This is a genomic window from Pseudarthrobacter xylosi, assembly GCF_055412765.1.
This window is the reverse complement of sequence record NZ_JBVAYT010000007.1, coordinates 66480-82226: the sequence shown is the minus strand read 5'-3', so window position 1 is coordinate 82226 and position 15747 is coordinate 66480. Positions and strand designations below refer to the sequence as shown.

The window sequence follows — 15747 nt, the reverse complement described above, 5'->3', positions numbered from 1 at the left end:
GTTCTCCTTAGGTGAGGGGTGAGACGGCCGCAGCTGCGGCGCGTGGTGTGGGTCAGGCGCTGAGGGAGAGGTCGTCATGGACAACCTGGGCGAGGAGTTCCTGCCCGGTCAGGTACCGTTCCAGGTCGTCCAGGGCCGCGTCCGACATCCTCCGGGTTTCCGTTCCGAGGGAACCGGCGATGTGCGGGGTAATGATCACGTTGGGGAGGTCATAGAGCACCGAGTCCGCGGGCAGCGGCTCGGGTTCGGTGACGTCCAGGAGGGCGTGGATCCGTCCGGTGGCGCATTCGGCCTCAAGTGCTTTGGTGTCCACCAGCGATCCGCGGGCCGTGTTGATCAGGGTTGCGTGGTCCTTCATGGCCCGCAGCTCCGGAGCGCCGATCAGGTGCCGGGTTTCGGGCAGTGCCGGCGCGTGGACGCTCACAATGTCCGACGCCGGCAGGAGTTCCTCAAGCGGAACGAGCCGGCCACCCGCCGCTTTGACGGCAAGCGGGTCCGCGTGCGGATCGCTCACCAGGACGGTGACATCCTGCAGCTGCTGGACCAGCTGGACCACCCGCCGTCCAATCCGGGAAAACCCGATCACACCGATGACCCGCCCGATGTTGCCGAGTTCGCCACGTTGGGTGGTGTAGCTCCAGTCGTCCCGGTGGGTCCGGGCGTCGTTGGCCAGGACGTGGGCCTTCTTCCCGGCCAGGACGATGGAGGCGAAGGTGAACTCGGCGACGGGAACGGCGTTCGCGTCCGCGCCGTTGGTGACCAGGATGCCCCGTTCCCACAGCTCGTCAGTGGCGAAGCTGCGCACTGTCCCGGCGCAGTGGAAAACCGCCTGCAGGTTGGGCATCCGGTCCAGCAGCTCGGCCCCAAGCAGCGGAACTCCCCAGCTGGTGAGCAGGATTTCCACGTTCTCCAAACGCTCGGCGAGCTCCGGGGAATCGAGTGAAGCGGTCCAAGGCTGTTCGCCCAGGTCAACGAGTCCTGCCAGCCGCTGCAAACGCGTGGAATCAAACTGATCTGCAAAGGTTCCGCTATTCATCACCAACAGCGCTTTGGGCTTGGGCGACATTCAGGGGTCCTCCTTTCAGGTTTGTTGTCAGTGCCCGGGGGCGTTACCCCGGGGTGCGATTTCATGTCTTGCGTCACATCCAGAAATCAGTACATACTCATAAACACCACAGTTCAATCACTACGTTCAGTATCGATCCGAAACGATTACGCTCGAACAATGAGAAGAGACTTATGAATCCGCTGCCCGTCAGCACCACCGCCCATGTCCGGGGTGGTGGGCCCCTCATGGACGCCTGGGGAATCAACGCTTCGGGCGCCGGCCTCGAGGCTCTGCTCGCCCCAGGCGGGGCCGGACTTCGGGTCCGACCGAAGGGTGACGCGGCGTGGCTCAGGGTCGGTGACAGCGCGCTTTCCGGTCTGGCAGCACAGGCAATGACGGCAAAAGGCACCCCTTGGCCGCAGCCCCTGGTCTCGCACTACGCGCGGTACTTCCGGGACGGCAACCGCACGGCCTACGAAGGGCTGGTGGCCGCACGCCAACAGCGCCTGACCCGGGCGGTGGTGATGGCACTGGGTGCCGGATCCAACGCCAGGAGAGGACCCGAGGCCGGGACCGGATCCGGAGGAGACTGGCTCGACGAGGTGACCGACGGCGTCCACCTGCTCTGCGAACAGAGTTCCTGGAGCTGGGCCGCGCATGATGACGTATTCACGCGCAGCGGCGAGGTGGTGCCGGACAAGTCCCAGCCGTACCTGGATCTTGGGGCCGGCGAGGTTGCCGCGCAGCTCGCGTGGACCGACTACGTCCTGGGGGATGCCCTGGACATCCGGGCACCCGGGCTGCGCCGCAGGATCCGGCAGGAAACGAACAAACGCGCCATCACCCCCTTCCTTGAACGCCTGGACTGGCACTGGCTCGGGCTCCACGGTGATGTCCACAACTGGAACCCCTGGATCCACACCAACCTGATAGCCGCGGCCCTCTTCCTGGTGGACGACCCTCAACGGCAGGCAGCCACGGTTGCCCGGTGCATCGAGGGCCTGGACCGGTTCCTGGCCTCCATTCCCGCGGACGGGGCCATCGACGAGGGCTTCGCCTACTGGTGGAACGGCGCCGGGCGCGCGTTGGAGGGCCTCGCACTGCTGGAGGAAGCCACCGGCGGGGCGCTCGACGTCGATCTTCCGGTAGTCCGCGAGCTCGTAGCTTTTCCGCACCGCATGCACCTGGGCGGAACCTGGTTCCTCAACGTTGCGGACGGTCCGGCCCGCGCGGCCACCGGGTTGCCCTGGGACATGCTGCACCGCTGGGCCATCCGCTTGGGCGACCGGGACGCCGCACGGCACGCTGCCTCGTTCGTTTCCGGTCAGCCGAACGCGACGGCGGGACTGGGCCGGGTCCTGCACGCGCTCCTGGACGGGGCTTTCCCGGCCGGGACACGACCGAACGCGCCCCGTTTGGATGGCGCTGCCGCCGCAGGCCAGTCCCCGCCGCTGGTTCCGTTCACCTATCTCCCGTCGGTGCAGATCATGCTGGCCCGCGAAACTGCGGGTACCCCGCAGGGCCTGGCGCTCGCGGCCAAGGGCGGGCACAACGGCGAGCACCACAACCACCGTGACGTCGGCTCCGTGGTGGTCGCTGTTGACGGCGTTCCCCTGCTGGTGGATGCAGGCCAGCCCACCTACACGGCCAAAACCTTCGGTCCGGACCGCTACGACATCCGTGCCATGCAGAGTGCCTGGCACAGCGTTCCGGCGCCGTTCGGACTGGAACAGGGCACGGGGAAAGCCTTCGCTGCGGACGTGCTGCATGCACCCACCTCTGCGGACGCCTCGCTCCGGCTGGCACTCGGTGCGGCCTACGGCCTGCGCCCGGAGCAGTGGATCCGGACGTCCTCGCTGGACCGGGGAGCCCTGCAGGTGGTCATCGCCGACCGCTGGGACCTGCGGGATTTGCCGGACCGTGCAGGCTCGCCGGACCACGGAGCGTCAACGGAGAATGCAGCGTCGCCGGAAGGATTAACGCCCGACGTCGGCATCACCTACCTCGCGGCAGGCACCGTACGCCTGGGCCGGGACGGCACCGCCACCATCCTGCCCACTGGAATCCCAACAGCCGACAATTCGTCGGCGGGGGACGGCCGGGGAGCGGTGCTGCGCTGGGAGCCGGCCGCCGCCGTCGTACTCGTGGATGAGTGGCCGTTGGATGACCCCCTGCTGTCCGATGTGTGGGGCGCGCGGCTGACCCGGCTGCGCTTCCGCTTGCCCGAGGGACTCAAACCCGAAGGATTCCGCGCCGTCGGCGCATTTACGCTGACAGTGGAGGCAACATCATGAGCCCCGAACAACCGTCCGAGGTGGCAGGGAAATCCTTGTTCTCGCTCCAGCGCCGCGAGCGGCTGATGGAGGAACTGCGTGCCCACGGCGCCATCACGGTCCGTGGCATCGCCGTGAAACTGGGTGTCAGTGAGCTCACCATCCGGCGTGACGTGAATACCCTCGCTGACGAGGGCCTGGTCTCGCGTGTCCACGGCGGCGCGACGCTGCCCAGCAAACTGGATAGGTCGGCCACGGCGGGCCGTCCGCCGCAGCACAGCTACTCCATCGGGATGGTGGTTCCCTCGCTGGACTACTACTGGCCCCAGGTCATCAGCGGCGCCCGGGCGGAGGCCGAGGAGCAGAACCTGCGGATCCTGGTCCGCGGCTCCGCCTACGACGCCGCCGACAACCGCCGGCAGGTCCAGGCGCTGCTCGATACGCAAAACATCGACGGGCTGATCGTGGCGCCGGACCTGACCGGTGAGGTGGGGCAGGAACTGCTCCGCTGGCTGAATGCGCTGCCCATTCCGGTGGTGCTGGCGGAACGGCGCTCGCCGGGGGAAAACCCGGCACACCGCCTCGAATGGGTGGCCACGGACCACGCGTTCGGCGCCGGTATGGCCGTCCGGCACCTGTGGCAGGAGGGCCACCGGCAGATCGGCTGCCTGACCGATTCCTCCAGCCCCACCAGCCCCCACGTGGTGCGGGGCTGGGGGCAGGCGCTGGCGGCCCTGAAGATCCCGGTGGCAGGCTCCGTCCACGAGGATTCGGCCAAACTGCCCAACGGCGACCGCGCCGCACACTTCGACCATGTCCTGGAGCTGTGCCGAAAAAGCGGGACCACGGCCATGCTGGTCCATTCAGACACGCAGGCGGTGGCATTTGTGCAGCATTGCGTGGACCGGGGGATCCAGGTGCCGGGGGACATGGCGATCGTGGGCTACGACGACGAAGTGGCCTACCTTGCCGAGCCCGCCATCTCGGCCGTCCGGCCACCCAAGCAGTATGTGGGGAAGGTTGCCGTGCAGCTGATGGCTGCCCGCCTCGCCGAGGGGCGGATGCGGCCGGTGCACCGGATCGAACTCAACCCGGAGCTGATCCTTCGCGAGTCATCGATCGGTGGGCCGCGCCTGCCCGCCGCCGGTGTGCTGCAGGAATCCCTGTGACCGCGGGCAGGCTGACTGAGCCGCGGGCGCTGCTCCTGAGCGGTGTGGGGAGATACGCAGACCCGTGGCACCCGTTCACCGAGACGTCCGCCGCTTTGGCGGGCCTCCTTCGGGAGGCGGGGTTCGGCGTCGAGATAGCGGACGACGTCGATGCCGCCTTGGCCGATTTAAACGCCCCGGGAGCCGGTGCTGACCTCCCCGACCTGCTGGTAGTCAACGTGGGCCTGCCCCGGGATGACCGGCCCTCGCCCGGGACGCCGGAAGCCGCGGCCAGGCTGCGTCGCTGGCTGGCTGCCGGCAGGCCGCTGCTGGTGAGCCATGTCAGCTCCACGAGCTTCCTCGACTCCCCGGAATGGGAAGCCGCGCTAGGCGGCCGCTGGATCCGCGGAACGTCCATGCATCCCGAGTACGGTCCGGCCGGGATCCACGTTCGCCGGGAATCCGGCCCTTTGGTTGAGGGCCTCGCGGACTTCGAACTGCCGGACGAGCGTTACAGCTACCTGGCCACGGCGCCGGGAATCACCATCCATGCCACGCACACCCACGAAGACCTCGAGCACCCCGTCATATGGTCCCTGGACCGGCGGCCCGGGCGGACGTTCTACGACGCGCTGGGCCATGACGCCGCCTCCTACCGGTCACCCGAGCACCGCGAAATCCTGCTGCGTGCCATCGCCTGGCTCACCGCCGGCCAGCATCCCGGACCGCCAGCCCTCCAACCCTGAGGACCCCATGCCATTCACCATGACGCCCCCTGTCCTGACCCTGCCGGAGCTGGACCGCAGCCTGTCGCCCCACACCGGCCTGACCCGCGGGCACTGGTGTGCTTACGCCGACCATCTGCTGCGCTCCGCCCACCGTTTCGGCACCGCAGACCACGCCAACATCCATCTGCCAGGAGCCAACAGCGCCTACGGCCAGCGAAGCGATGCGCTGGAGGCGTTCGCCCGGACGTTCCTGCTGGCCTCCTTCCGGATCGCCGGCGACCCGGAAGGCACCGGCTGGATCGCCGAGTGGTATGCGCAGGGTCTCGACGCCGGCACGGACCCGGCGAATCCTGACCGGTGGCCGGCTCCCGGGGAGCTGGGCCAGGCCAAGGTGGAGGCCGCTTCGTTGGCCGTTGGGCTTGCCCTGACCCGCGACGTGCTGTGGGACAAGCTCCCACAGCGGGTCCAGGAACAGCTGGTTGCATGGTTCGAAACGGTGATCGGCGAGGACTATCCGCCCATCAACTGGGTCTGGTTCCAGATTGTGGTGGAAACCTTCCTGGCCAGCGTCGGCGGGCGTTCGTCGGACACGGACATCGACGCCGGCCTGGCCATCCACGATTCGCTCTACCGCGGCCATGGCTGGTTTGCCGACGGTCCCGAGCGGGCCTACGACCACTACGTGGGCTGGGCCTTCCAGGTGTACCCCCAGCTGTGGGCGCTGATGGCGCCTGATGATCCGCGCGTGCAGGCCCGCAAAAAGCTCGACGGCGACCGGCTCGCCGACTACCTCGATGACGCCTCCCACCTCGTCGGAGCCAACGGGGCTCCGCTCATCCAGGGCCGCAGCCTCATCTACCGATTCGCCGCGGCCGCCCCGTTCTGGGCCGGCGAACTTGCCGGCCACACCCGGCTGGCTCCCGGGCTGAGCCGGCGCGCGGCCTCCGGCATGCTGGACTACTTCGCCCGCCGCGGCTCCATCACTGATGAAGGACTGCTTTCGATCGGCTGGCACGGTGAATTCGCCGGCATGAGGCAGTCCTATTCGGGTGCAGGGTCACCGTACTGGGCCGCCAAGGGATTCCTGGGACTCGCGCTCCCGGCGGACCACCGGGTGTGGACCGCCGTCGAAGAGCCCCTGCCCGTGGAGGCCGGGGACACCCGGCGGCTCATCGCGGCGCCCGGCTGGCAGGTGGACGGAACGGCGGCCGACGGCGTTGTCCGGATCCGGAACCACGGCACCGACCACGCCAACGCCGGAGTGGCGGTGGCCGATTCCCCGCTCTACGCCCGGCTGGGATACTCCACCCACACCTTCCCGGACCTTGAGCCGGAGTCCCTGGACAACGCCGTGGTGCTGGTGGACGCCGAGGGCCGCCTCACGCACCGCACAGGCTTCGAGTTCCTCGGCCAGAAGGATCTGGGCGGCGTCCTCGCCGGCGTCTCCCGGGCCAGCACCAATTGGATTGCGGTGGATCCCGATAGGGGACCGGACCATGGCAGCGGGGCCAGCGGAACTGCGACGCCCGGGCCGGAAATCACAGTGGTTTCCCTGACGCGGGGCGCGGTGGAGGTGCGGCTGGTCCGCGTCCGGGGCACATCCCCCGGCAGGCCTGCGAGGCTGCGGATCGGCGGCTGGCCCGTGGATGCGGAGTCCCCAGTAGCTAGCGAAATCCGCCCCCTTGCCGGCTGGGGCATACCCCTGGACGACGCCGGAACCTGGCACCGCGAAGCCCCGCACCCGGTGGGGGAGCGGCTCACCATTCCCTGGATCGGCACGGGGGGCGCGGCAGACGACGGCGACTATGCCGCCGTCGTCGTCCTCGCCGGTGAGGGAAGTCCGGAAGCCGCTGACGGCGTCCGGTTTGTCCCCACCCAAGGGGCCAACAACGACGGCGGCCCCGGCGACGGCGGCGGACAGATCGAGTTCGCGGACGGTACCTCGATACCCCTCTCCCGGATCTGGCGTGCCCAATTCGACGCGTAGCTGCGCATTCGACGTTTCCCACCGTCTTGTGTGCAGCGAGCCATCGAATCGGGCGCGCACTGGGCTGAAGTAGGCTCGCGGGATGAGCCAAACCGAAGAGCGCGCACGTTTCCTGGCGGCCTACGACGACAACCTCCGCACCGACGCCGAGACCCCGAGCGCCCTCAAGGTGACCCAGCACGGACCCTTGCGCTTGGTGACGTTCATGAAGGGGCGGGGCTTCGTCACGTACAGGGATCTGGGCGATGCGGATGCGCACACCGTCAGGCGGCTCGTCGCCGAGGCCATCGCCTACTTCCGCGCAGAACCTGCCATCGACAGGGTCGAATGGAAAGCCCGCGGGCATGACCAGGCTCCGGGTTTGCATGAGGCCCTCATTGAAAGCGGCTTCACCCAGGACGACCCTGAATCGATCATGATCGGCGAGGCTCAAGCTTTGAGCACAACTGTGCCAATTCCCGACGGCGTGACGCTGCGGCAAGTGTCGGAGGAGTCGGACGTGCGGGCGATGAGTGCCATGCAGGACGAAGTGTTCGGCGAGCCGGTCTCAGGTGAGATGGCTGACGCCCTGCTTCGTCGGCTCTCGCTCGATGACGGGATGCAGTTGTGGGTGGCTGAGGCAGAGGGGCAGATTGTCAGTGCAGGACGCTTGGAGCCAGTGCCCGGCACAACGTTCGCCGGTATCTGGGGCGGTGCCACGCGCGAAGAATGGCGCGGCCGGGGGATTTACCGGGCATTGACGGCCCGTCGCGCACAATCGGCGCTCGAGTTGGGAAAGACCCTCATCCACAGCGACTCCACCGAATTCTCGCGGCCAATCCTGGAGCGCTCCGGGCTGCTCAAAGTCTCGACGACGACGCCGTACCGCTGGGTGCGTGGCTGACGCGGTCCTGGGCGGCCGGGTAGATCAGCGCGCCCTGCTGTTTTTGGGTATAGGTGGTGGGCGGTTTTCCGGTGGCGGCACTGATGTCCGTGCCCCAGTAGCCGGAGTTTGGTTCGTTGAACGGATCAATGGGCCGCACCTGGGCACCCGACGGCCGTAAACTGCTCGTGTGCTCTACGAGGAGTGTCCTGCCCCGGCCCGGCTGCAGCCGTACGTCAGCCGTTTCTGGTTTGTGCGTGGAGTTCCGACGGCGAAGTATGAAAAAATCCTGCCTGGCCCGTCGGCGCACTTGGTTCTCAATTTGTCCTCGCCGTACCGCCTGATCGACCCGTTTGCCGAGGCCGGGGCCCGGGTGCCGGAACGGGGCGCCGGCACCGTACAGGGCACCACCGAATGGCGCGCCACGGAGGTCGCGGTCGGTTTCTATTCCGGTGTCCAGCGCAGCTATCTCATCAGCGAAAACCCGCCGCAGCTGTTCAATATCGGGGCCGTGCTGGAGCCTTACGGCATCGCGGCATTGACTGACGTGCCGCCGTCGCAACTGCAGGGCACGGTGCAGGACGCGGAAAGGTTCCTGCCCGGATTTTCGGCCCTGCGTGACGGACTGGCAGACGCCGATCCGGCTACCGCTTTTGAAGCGCTGGACAGTTTCCTCACGTCCCGGCTCCATGGTGGCGTAGGGCAACGTCCGCACGTGGACGATCGCACGCGGGAGGCGGTGGCGCTGTTGGCCGAGGAAGACATCCCTGGGGCCGGCCTCGCCCAACGCCTGGGCACCAGCCCGTCCACCCTGCAGCGGATCATGTTCCGCGACTGCGGAATCACACCCAAAAGCTACGCCGACGTGTGCCGTTTCTACCGCTTCGTCAACGCCGCGGCCCAGCTGCCCGCCGGCAGTTCAAGCGGCGCGGAGCTCCTGGCCCTGGCCGACTACTACGACCAGCCCCACCTGATCCGCACCTTCCGGCGCTTCAGCGGATTCACGCCGTCGGAGTACCTCCGCCTCATCCGCCAGCACGGCCCCGAGTACGCCACATTCGTTCCTTTGGAAACCCCGACGGCGGTCCGCTGAGCGGGTGCCCATCCTGCGGCCGCGCGCTGCGGCTTTTCTACAAGACAGTGCGGGTGGCCAGGCGTAGGCTCCACCCGTAGGCGCCGCCGAACGGCGTCTGCAGAAGGGGGACTGCCGTGGAACTGGACATCAACTGGCTGGCCGTGCTGCTGGCCGCGCTGGCGGGCTTCATCGTGGGAGGGCTCTGGTACTCAGTGCTCTTCGCGAAGGTGTGGCAGCGCGAGGCCGGCGTGACGGATGAGCAGCTGAAGCACGGAACGGTGCGGGTGTTTGTGGGATCGTTCCTGCTCGCAGTGGTGATGGCCGTGGTGCTTGCGGCCTTCATCGGCAACGGCGGCGCCGGATTCGGTGCCCTAGCCGGGCTGGCCACGGGCGCAGCCTGGGTGGCGGCTGCCTTGGGCGTCAACTACCTCTTCGAACGCCGCAGCCTGACCCTTTTCGCCATCAACGCCAGCTACAACATCGTGACGTTCACGGCCATGGGGGCGATCATCGGTGCCTTGCAGTAGCGGCGGCGCGAGCCAGCTGTGTTCAGCGCACCTCAAGGATGAGCGCCAGCAACCGTGCGGCGGCAGGGCGGGCAGCGTATTCCTCGTTCCACTGGGACCTGGCCACTGCCTTGCTGACGGCCTGCGTGGTGATGCCGAGTTCCTGGGCCACGGCTTTCTGCTGTCCGCGGACACCGGGCGTCATGAGGTCCAGGACGCGCCATTCAGCCCCGGATCTGTCCCGCACAATGTGGCCCAAGAGCCGCAGCACGGCCTCGGCTTCGTGGGCGATTTCGGCGAGCGGTCCTTCCACGGCAACCGGGATGCGTTCTTTGCTGTTGCGGAGCCGGTCCACCGCGCGGCGGGCGTAGATCAGGCCGTGGCCGGAGGCATCCTTGATCTGGTTGGGCAGCGGCTCGTTGACCGGCCCGACGCCGAGACCCACGTACCAGGAGCCGGAGCGCAAAGCGATCAAAGCAGCCTCGACGGCCTGGTGCGGGCAGTCCACAATGCCCTGGACTTCATCCTCCACAGACCGGTCGAAATCCAGGCGCGCCGGTATGTGCCGCAGGTCCTTCAGCAGCTGAGGGACGCGGTCGCCGTCGCGGCGGCTGTCGGTCTGGTTGATGGTCAACGTGAACATGTGGATCACAGACTACCGTTTAGTAGTTGGCCCAAGGCAAGTCGGCGACGGGTACCGATTCAGGCAAGGTCAAGCCTCGTGGCCGAGCTGATCTGAACCGGATGAAGCGCCTGCAGCCCGGGAGATCCTTCCCGGTGGACGCCGGACTCCGCCAACGCCCGAAGGATCTCGGTCACCAGCCTGTCCGGGGCCTTGGCCATGCTGAACGTAAAGAACCCCGGCCCAGGTTCCCCGGATCCAGACCCGGACCCAGATCCGGCACCGGTGGCCAGCGCCGTGGGCAGTCCGTGGAACACAACTGCGTAGCGCCCGCGCACGCCCAACGAGGTCTTGCCGCCTTCGTTCAGGGTCTTGAGCAGGCTGTCCACCGCCACTCCGGCCGGGGCCTCGACAGTCCGCAACGACCCGGGATCGAGGTCCTGCCAGAAGATGGCGCGGGCGGTGTGCTTCTGCGCGTATCCGTAGAACAGGCCGCGGTCGAACACCAGTACCCGGCGGAAGCTCCAGAAAAGGGTCAGGGACCACAGGACCAGTCCAGTCAGGAGGCTCGTCGCCAGGAAGAGTGGGATGTCGGAGAAAAGTGCCGGGTCACGCTGGGACGAGGGGCGCCCCGTGAATTGGGAAACCGTACCGTAAATGAATCCGACCACCACGAGTGGAGGCAGCCACTTCCAAGCGACGTGCCAGGACAGCTCGCTGTGCCGCAGCCGCCCCAGCTTGTCTCCGTAGAGCCGTTCAGCACGGCGGACCAGCCAGGTTCGCCCGGCGTCAGCCACGCTGGCCTCCTTGGTCGTAAAGGCCGGGAAGCTGGCGATGCCGGGCCTCTACGGCTAAGGCGTCCTCCGCTGCGGCCCCCACGACGCTTGGGTGGACAGGCGGGGGCGGTACGGGAAACCTTCGGTCAAGGGTGATGTGGCGGGTTCTTGGGCCGTCCCCCGAGGGGCCGGAGCCGCCGGCGGCCGCGAGGAAGAATACGAGGACCACAACGGGAAAAAGCGCCATTCTGGCAAACATGAACCATCCTGCCCGCCAGAATCCCGGGCGTTCCCCGGTGCCGAAGCGCACCAGCCGCGTGCCGCTGGCCAGTGAACCGAGGAAGACTCCACCAGGGCAACAGAACCCATAGAGCCAGGGCGCCACAACCCAGACCGCGGCGGCCGCAGCCAGTGCTTTACCGGCCGTCCCCATGCCCGAACCCAGAATGGAAATACAGGCGACGGCCGCCATGGCCGCCACGAGGCCGAAATCCACGGCCCACGCTCCGAACGACTGCCAGCCGGTGGCTTCGACGACGGACCTCCCGTTGCCGAGGACCTTGGTTCTCTTGCGGACGCTTGCCAGCATTTTGGGATCCGCAACAGAAGCGAAGTTGTCCGTGTCCTGATGTCCTGCCACGATGTTCCCCCAAGAAATTCCAGCCAAAATCAAACAGGTTCAACTTACCGTGCCGTGCCGGACGTCGCGATGGGGACACCTGACCATGGGGAAAGCCTGACCTGCCTAGAGGTTGTGCCGCGTACCGATAGGTGTTGCGATGGAAGCTCAGCTGCCGACGGCGGCGCGCAGCTACGTAAGGATGGTCATGACCGGAAGTATGGGACAGGACAACTTGGGGCAGGAAACCCTGGACCTTGTAGACCGGTGGTGGCGGGCCGCGAACTACGTTTCCGTGGGACAGATCTACCTGCGCTCAAATCCGCTGCTGCGGGAGCCACTCGCCGCGGACCACACCAAGTCCAGGCTTCTGGGCCACTGGGGGACAACTCCCGGGCTGAACTTTGTCTACGCACACCTGAATCGCGTGATCCGCCGGGACTCGCAGGAAATGCTCTTCATTGCCGGCCCGGGCCACGGTGGTCCTGCTGTGGTGGCGAACGCCTGGCTTGAGGGCACGTACTCGGAAATCTACGGGCAGGTGGGCCCCGACGAGGCAGGAATGGCCGAACTCTTCCGCCAGTTTTCCTACCCCGGCGGCATTCCCAGCCACGCGGCGCCGGAGACCCCGGGGTCCATCAGCGAGGGCGGCGAACTCGGGTACGCGCTGGCCCACGCCTATGGGTCCGTGTTCGACAATCCCCAGCTGATCACCGCCGTCGTAATCGGCGACGGCGAGGCCGAAACGGGGCCGCTCGCGGCGAGCTGGCACTCGCACAACTTCCTGGATCCGGCCGCGGATGGTGCCGTCCTGCCCATCCTGCACCTGAACGGCTACAAGATCGCCAACCCCACCATCCTGGCGCGGATGCCGCAGGAACAGCTGGAGCAGCTGCTGCGCGGGTACGGCCACGAGCCGTACTTCGTGACCGTCCAGGACCCGGACAACACGGAGCAGGCGCACCGGGACTTCGCCACCGCCGTCGACAACTGCCTGGCCGGGATCCGCGCCATCCAGGACTCCCGCCGGGGCGGGGCGGAGGCCAGCCACGCCGCGCCGCACTGGCCCATGATTGTGCTGCGCTCGCCCAAGGGATGGACGGGACCGCGGGTCGTGGACGGACTCCAGGTGGAGGGCACCTGGCGGAGCCACCAAGTCCCGCTGGCCGAAGTCCGCACCAACGGCGCACACCTCGAGCAGCTGGAAGAGTGGCTGAAGTCGTACCGCCCGGAGGAGCTGTTCGACGGCGAGGGCCGGCTTCGGCCCGACGTAGCCACGAATGCGCCTAGTGGGAACCTCCGGATGAGCGCCACTCCGCACGCCAACGGCGGACTCCTTCGCACACCTTTGAAGCTGCCCGCATACGCCGCCCACGCCGTCGACGTTGCGGAGCCGGGTACTGAACGGATCAGCCCCATGATCACCCTGGGCTCGTGGATGCGTGACGTCATCTCGCTGAATATGGAGAACTTCCGCCTCTTCGGGCCGGATGAGACAGCATCCAACCGGCTTCAGGCCGTCTACGAAGTGACCGACAAGGTCTGGCAGTACCGGATTGACGACGTCGACCAGAACCTCGCCCGCTCCGGCAGGGTTCTGGAGGTGCTCAGCGAACACCTGTGCCAGGGCTGGCTGGAAGGCTACCTCCTGTCCGGCCGGCACGGGGTGTTCAGCTGTTACGAGGCCTTCATCCACATCGTGGATTCCATGTTCAACCAGCATGCCAAGTGGCTCAAGGTCCACCGCAAGCTGCCGTGGCGCCAACCCGTGGCGTCGCTGAACTACCTGCTCTCGTCCCATGTGTGGCAGCAGGACCACAACGGTTTCTCGCACCAGGATCCCGGCTTCATCGATCACGCTGTGAACAAAAAAGCCGAGGTCATCCGCGTGTACCTGCCGCCGGACGTGAACACGCTGCTCGCGGTCATGGAGCACTGCCTGGCATCCACCGATTATGTGAACATTGTGGTCAGCGGCAAGCAGCCATCGCCCACGTGGCTGGGCCCGGCCGACGCCGCGAACCACTGCCGCCGCGGCCTGGGCATCTGGGAGTTCGCCGGGTCAGAGGTGCCGGGAGAGGACCCGGACGTTGTCCTGGCGTGTGCCGGGGATGTTCCGACGGTGGAAACGGTGGCCGCGGCCGAACTGCTGAAGCGGGGTGTCCCCGGGCTGAAGGTGCGCGTGGTGAACGTCGTTGATCTGATGCGGCTCCAGGACGTGAGTGAGCACCCGCACGGCCTTCCGGCGTCGGACTTTGACGGCATCTTTACCCCGGACAAACCGATCATCTTCGCCTATCACGGCTATCCGTCGCTGATCCACCGGTTGGCGTACCGCCGCACCAACCAGGAAGGCCTGCACGTGCGCGGCTACAAGGAAGAGGGGACTACCACCACGCCGTTCGATATGGCCATGCTTAACGGGATCGACCGCTTCCAGCTGGCCATCGACGCGATTGACCGCGTGCCCGGCCTGGCCGGAAAGCACTCCCTTCTGCGGCAGAGGCTCCAGGACCGCCGAATCCAGGCCCGCGAGCACACCCGCACACACGGCGAGGACCCGGAAGAGATCCGGAACTGGGTGCTGAACGCCTGAATAAAGCAACGCGGGGTCACTTACGGCCGGTCCGGATACCCGGGATGGGCGCGAAGTGACCCCGCGTTGCAGCCAGGTCGCGCTTACAGCGCGCGGTACTCGAGCGCGCCGGGAATCCCGCCTGTCTCACCCAATCCGTCGCCGCGCGCAAACGCGGTCCACAGCCGGCGCATCTCACGGCCCACGGCGTCGATCTCGTCCCAGGTTGCGCCCTCGAGGAGCCCGGCGGCGGCCCAGGTCTGCTGGTTTCCGAAGAGCAGCGGCAGGTCAACGGTGTGCGCGGCGTGGTAGAAGTTTCCCGGTGCACCCCAGGACAGCAGGTAGCTGTAGGCCTTGCCTCCGGCGCGGGCGTGGCGGCGGGCGAACTTGCGGGCTGCCCGGCCGTAGACTGCCTCCGTCACCGCCCAGTTAATGGCCCGCACGGCCGCGTTGCCCAGCAGGGGAATCTTGCCCAGCCGGCTGACCACGGGACTGCGGGGCAGGAACAGCCGGGCCTCGTCGGAGGTGTGCCCGATCAGCACTTCGATGCCCGGTGCCGTTGCGTTCCAGGCGGCCTCAACGCGTGATTCCGGCGGCAGCGGAGCGTGCCCGTACTGGGTGCCGAACGGCATGGCCGCCATCAGGCCGTATTTCCGGGCCACCTGCGAGACATGGTCTTCGATGTCCACAACGTCCAGCATCGGGGTGTCTTCCGTGACGGATTCGGCCGCGATGCCCATGGCACGGCTCATCTTGTGCCGGCCGCGGGTGATCCCCAACGGTGCGCTCTGGATGATTGCCCGCTGGAACAGGGCCGGCGCCTCCGGAGTGGCCATGAGGTGGATTACGGAGTCGCCGCCCGCCGACTGCCCGAACGCGGTGACCCGCCCCGGGTCACCGCCGAAGGCCGCGATGTTGCGCTGCACCCACCGGAACGCTTCCAACTGGTCCAGCAGGCCGAGGTTCGCTGGCCGGCCGGTGCCGGTGGCCAGGTAGCCGAACAGGCCCAGCCGGTAGGTCACGGACACCACGATGACGCGGTTCTCGGACACCAGCGACTTGGGGTCAAAAATCGCCAAGTCGCCGGAGCCCGACGTGTAGGAGCCGCCGTGCAGCCACACCATGACCGGGACCTGCTCGCCGTCGGCAAGCCCGTCCGGAACGGTGATCGACAGGCGCTGGCAGTCCTCACTTCCGGGAAGCTCGCCATACCGGGTGCCCAGGACGTCGTCCAGGAACGGAACGGGGCCCTGCGGGCAGGCCGGTGCGAGGGTGGTGGCGGCATAGTTGGCGGTCCGGTCCGGCGCTGCCACGGGAGGTTGGAAGCGGCCGGCGGTGGCGTAGGGGATGCCGGTGGCACGCACCACCTCACCGTCCCGAAAACCGGTGACTGGTCCGCACGGAGGATTAAACGAAGGCTCGGAACTCACAGGGCAACGATTCCACAGTTTCCTGACCGTTAACGTGCAACGCGGGGTCACTTACGGCCCATATCCGTAGTCCGGATGGGCGTTAAGTGACCCCGCGT

The 15747-nt window shown here is 67.3% G+C and carries 14 protein-coding genes; 8 read left to right on the top strand and 6 right to left on the bottom strand.

Features of this window, described 5'->3' with window-relative positions:
• Positions 1-52 precede the first annotated feature (52 nt).
• A complete protein-coding gene (locus tag ACZY1F_RS15350; RefSeq protein WP_463942744.1) occupies positions 53-1066 on the bottom strand; it encodes a hydroxyacid dehydrogenase in 1014 nt (337 codons plus the stop codon).
• Positions 1067-1239: 173 nt separating this feature from the next.
• Here ACZY1F_RS15350 and ACZY1F_RS15345 point away from each other — a divergent pair, with 173 nt between their 5' ends.
• The 5 genes from ACZY1F_RS15345 (at position 1240) to ACZY1F_RS15325 (ending at position 8067) form a co-directional block, all read left to right on the top strand.
• Positions 1240-3342: a heparinase gene (locus ACZY1F_RS15345; protein WP_463942742.1), complete on the top strand. Its 2103-nt coding sequence runs from the start codon at positions 1240-1242 to the stop codon at positions 3340-3342.
• The gene (locus tag ACZY1F_RS15340) at positions 3339-4490 is read left to right on the top strand and encodes a LacI family DNA-binding transcriptional regulator (protein WP_463942740.1); all 1152 of its coding nucleotides are present in this window, start codon (positions 3339-3341) and stop codon (positions 4488-4490) included. The genes ACZY1F_RS15345 and ACZY1F_RS15340 overlap by 4 nt, the downstream gene beginning before the upstream one ends.
• Positions 4487-5215, top strand: a complete 729-nt coding sequence (locus ACZY1F_RS15335; RefSeq protein WP_463942739.1) for a ThuA domain-containing protein — start codon at positions 4487-4489, stop codon at positions 5213-5215. The genes ACZY1F_RS15340 and ACZY1F_RS15335 overlap by 4 nt, the downstream gene beginning before the upstream one ends.
• A gap of 7 nt (positions 5216-5222) precedes the next feature.
• Positions 5223-7184 carry a DUF2264 domain-containing protein gene (locus tag ACZY1F_RS15330; RefSeq protein WP_463942737.1) on the top strand — a complete coding sequence of 654 codons (1962 nt, stop codon included), beginning with the start codon at positions 5223-5225 and terminating at the stop codon, positions 7182-7184.
• A gap of 82 nt (positions 7185-7266) precedes the next feature.
• Positions 7267-8067 carry a GNAT family N-acetyltransferase gene (locus ACZY1F_RS15325; RefSeq protein ID WP_463942735.1) on the top strand — a complete coding sequence of 267 codons (801 nt, stop codon included), beginning with the start codon at positions 7267-7269 and terminating at the stop codon, positions 8065-8067.
• On the opposite strand, the gene ACZY1F_RS15320 is transcribed toward ACZY1F_RS15325, so the two are convergent.
• Positions 8024-8206 (bottom strand): hypothetical protein, encoded by a 183-nt coding sequence (locus ACZY1F_RS15320; RefSeq protein WP_463942733.1) that lies wholly within the window; start codon positions 8204-8206, stop codon positions 8024-8026. The two genes, ACZY1F_RS15325 and ACZY1F_RS15320, sit on opposite strands and share 44 nt — an antisense overlap.
• 30 nt (positions 8207-8236) lie before the next feature.
• On the opposite strand from ACZY1F_RS15320, the gene ACZY1F_RS15315 reads away from it, so the two are divergent.
• Entirely contained in the window at positions 8237-9139 is a 903-nt protein-coding gene (locus ACZY1F_RS15315) for a helix-turn-helix domain-containing protein (protein WP_463942731.1), read from the top strand.
• Between the two features lie 116 nt (positions 9140-9255).
• Positions 9256-9648, top strand: a complete 393-nt coding sequence (locus ACZY1F_RS15310; RefSeq protein WP_463942730.1) for a DUF1761 domain-containing protein — start codon at positions 9256-9258, stop codon at positions 9646-9648.
• A 22-nt stretch (positions 9649-9670) separates the two neighbouring features.
• On the opposite strand, the gene ACZY1F_RS15305 is transcribed toward ACZY1F_RS15310, so the two are convergent.
• Genes ACZY1F_RS15305 through ACZY1F_RS15295 form a run of 3 tightly spaced genes read right to left on the bottom strand, consistent with a single transcriptional unit; the run spans position 9671 to position 11665 of the window.
• Positions 9671-10270, bottom strand: a complete 600-nt coding sequence (locus ACZY1F_RS15305) for a hypothetical protein (protein WP_463942728.1) — start codon at positions 10268-10270, stop codon at positions 9671-9673.
• A 59-nt stretch (positions 10271-10329) separates the two neighbouring features.
• Positions 10330-11046 carry a hypothetical protein gene (locus ACZY1F_RS15300; RefSeq protein ID WP_463942726.1) on the bottom strand — a complete coding sequence of 239 codons (717 nt, stop codon included), beginning with the start codon at positions 11044-11046 and terminating at the stop codon, positions 10330-10332.
• Complete coding sequence (locus tag ACZY1F_RS15295) at positions 11039-11665, bottom strand: hypothetical protein (protein ID WP_463942724.1); 627 nt, start codon at positions 11663-11665, stop codon at positions 11039-11041. Before ACZY1F_RS15295 ends, ACZY1F_RS15300 begins: the two co-directional genes overlap by 8 nt.
• Before the next feature lie 187 nt (positions 11666-11852).
• On the opposite strand from ACZY1F_RS15295, the gene ACZY1F_RS15290 reads away from it, so the two are divergent.
• Positions 11853-14240: a phosphoketolase family protein gene (locus tag ACZY1F_RS15290; protein ID WP_463942723.1), complete on the top strand. Its 2388-nt coding sequence runs from the start codon at positions 11853-11855 to the stop codon at positions 14238-14240.
• A gap of 83 nt (positions 14241-14323) precedes the next feature.
• Here ACZY1F_RS15290 and ACZY1F_RS15285 read toward each other — a convergent pair whose 3' ends face one another.
• The gene (locus ACZY1F_RS15285; RefSeq protein WP_463942721.1) at positions 14324-15649 is read right to left on the bottom strand and encodes a carboxylesterase family protein; all 1326 of its coding nucleotides are present in this window, start codon (positions 15647-15649) and stop codon (positions 14324-14326) included.
• Between the last annotated feature and the right edge of the window lie 98 nt (positions 15650-15747).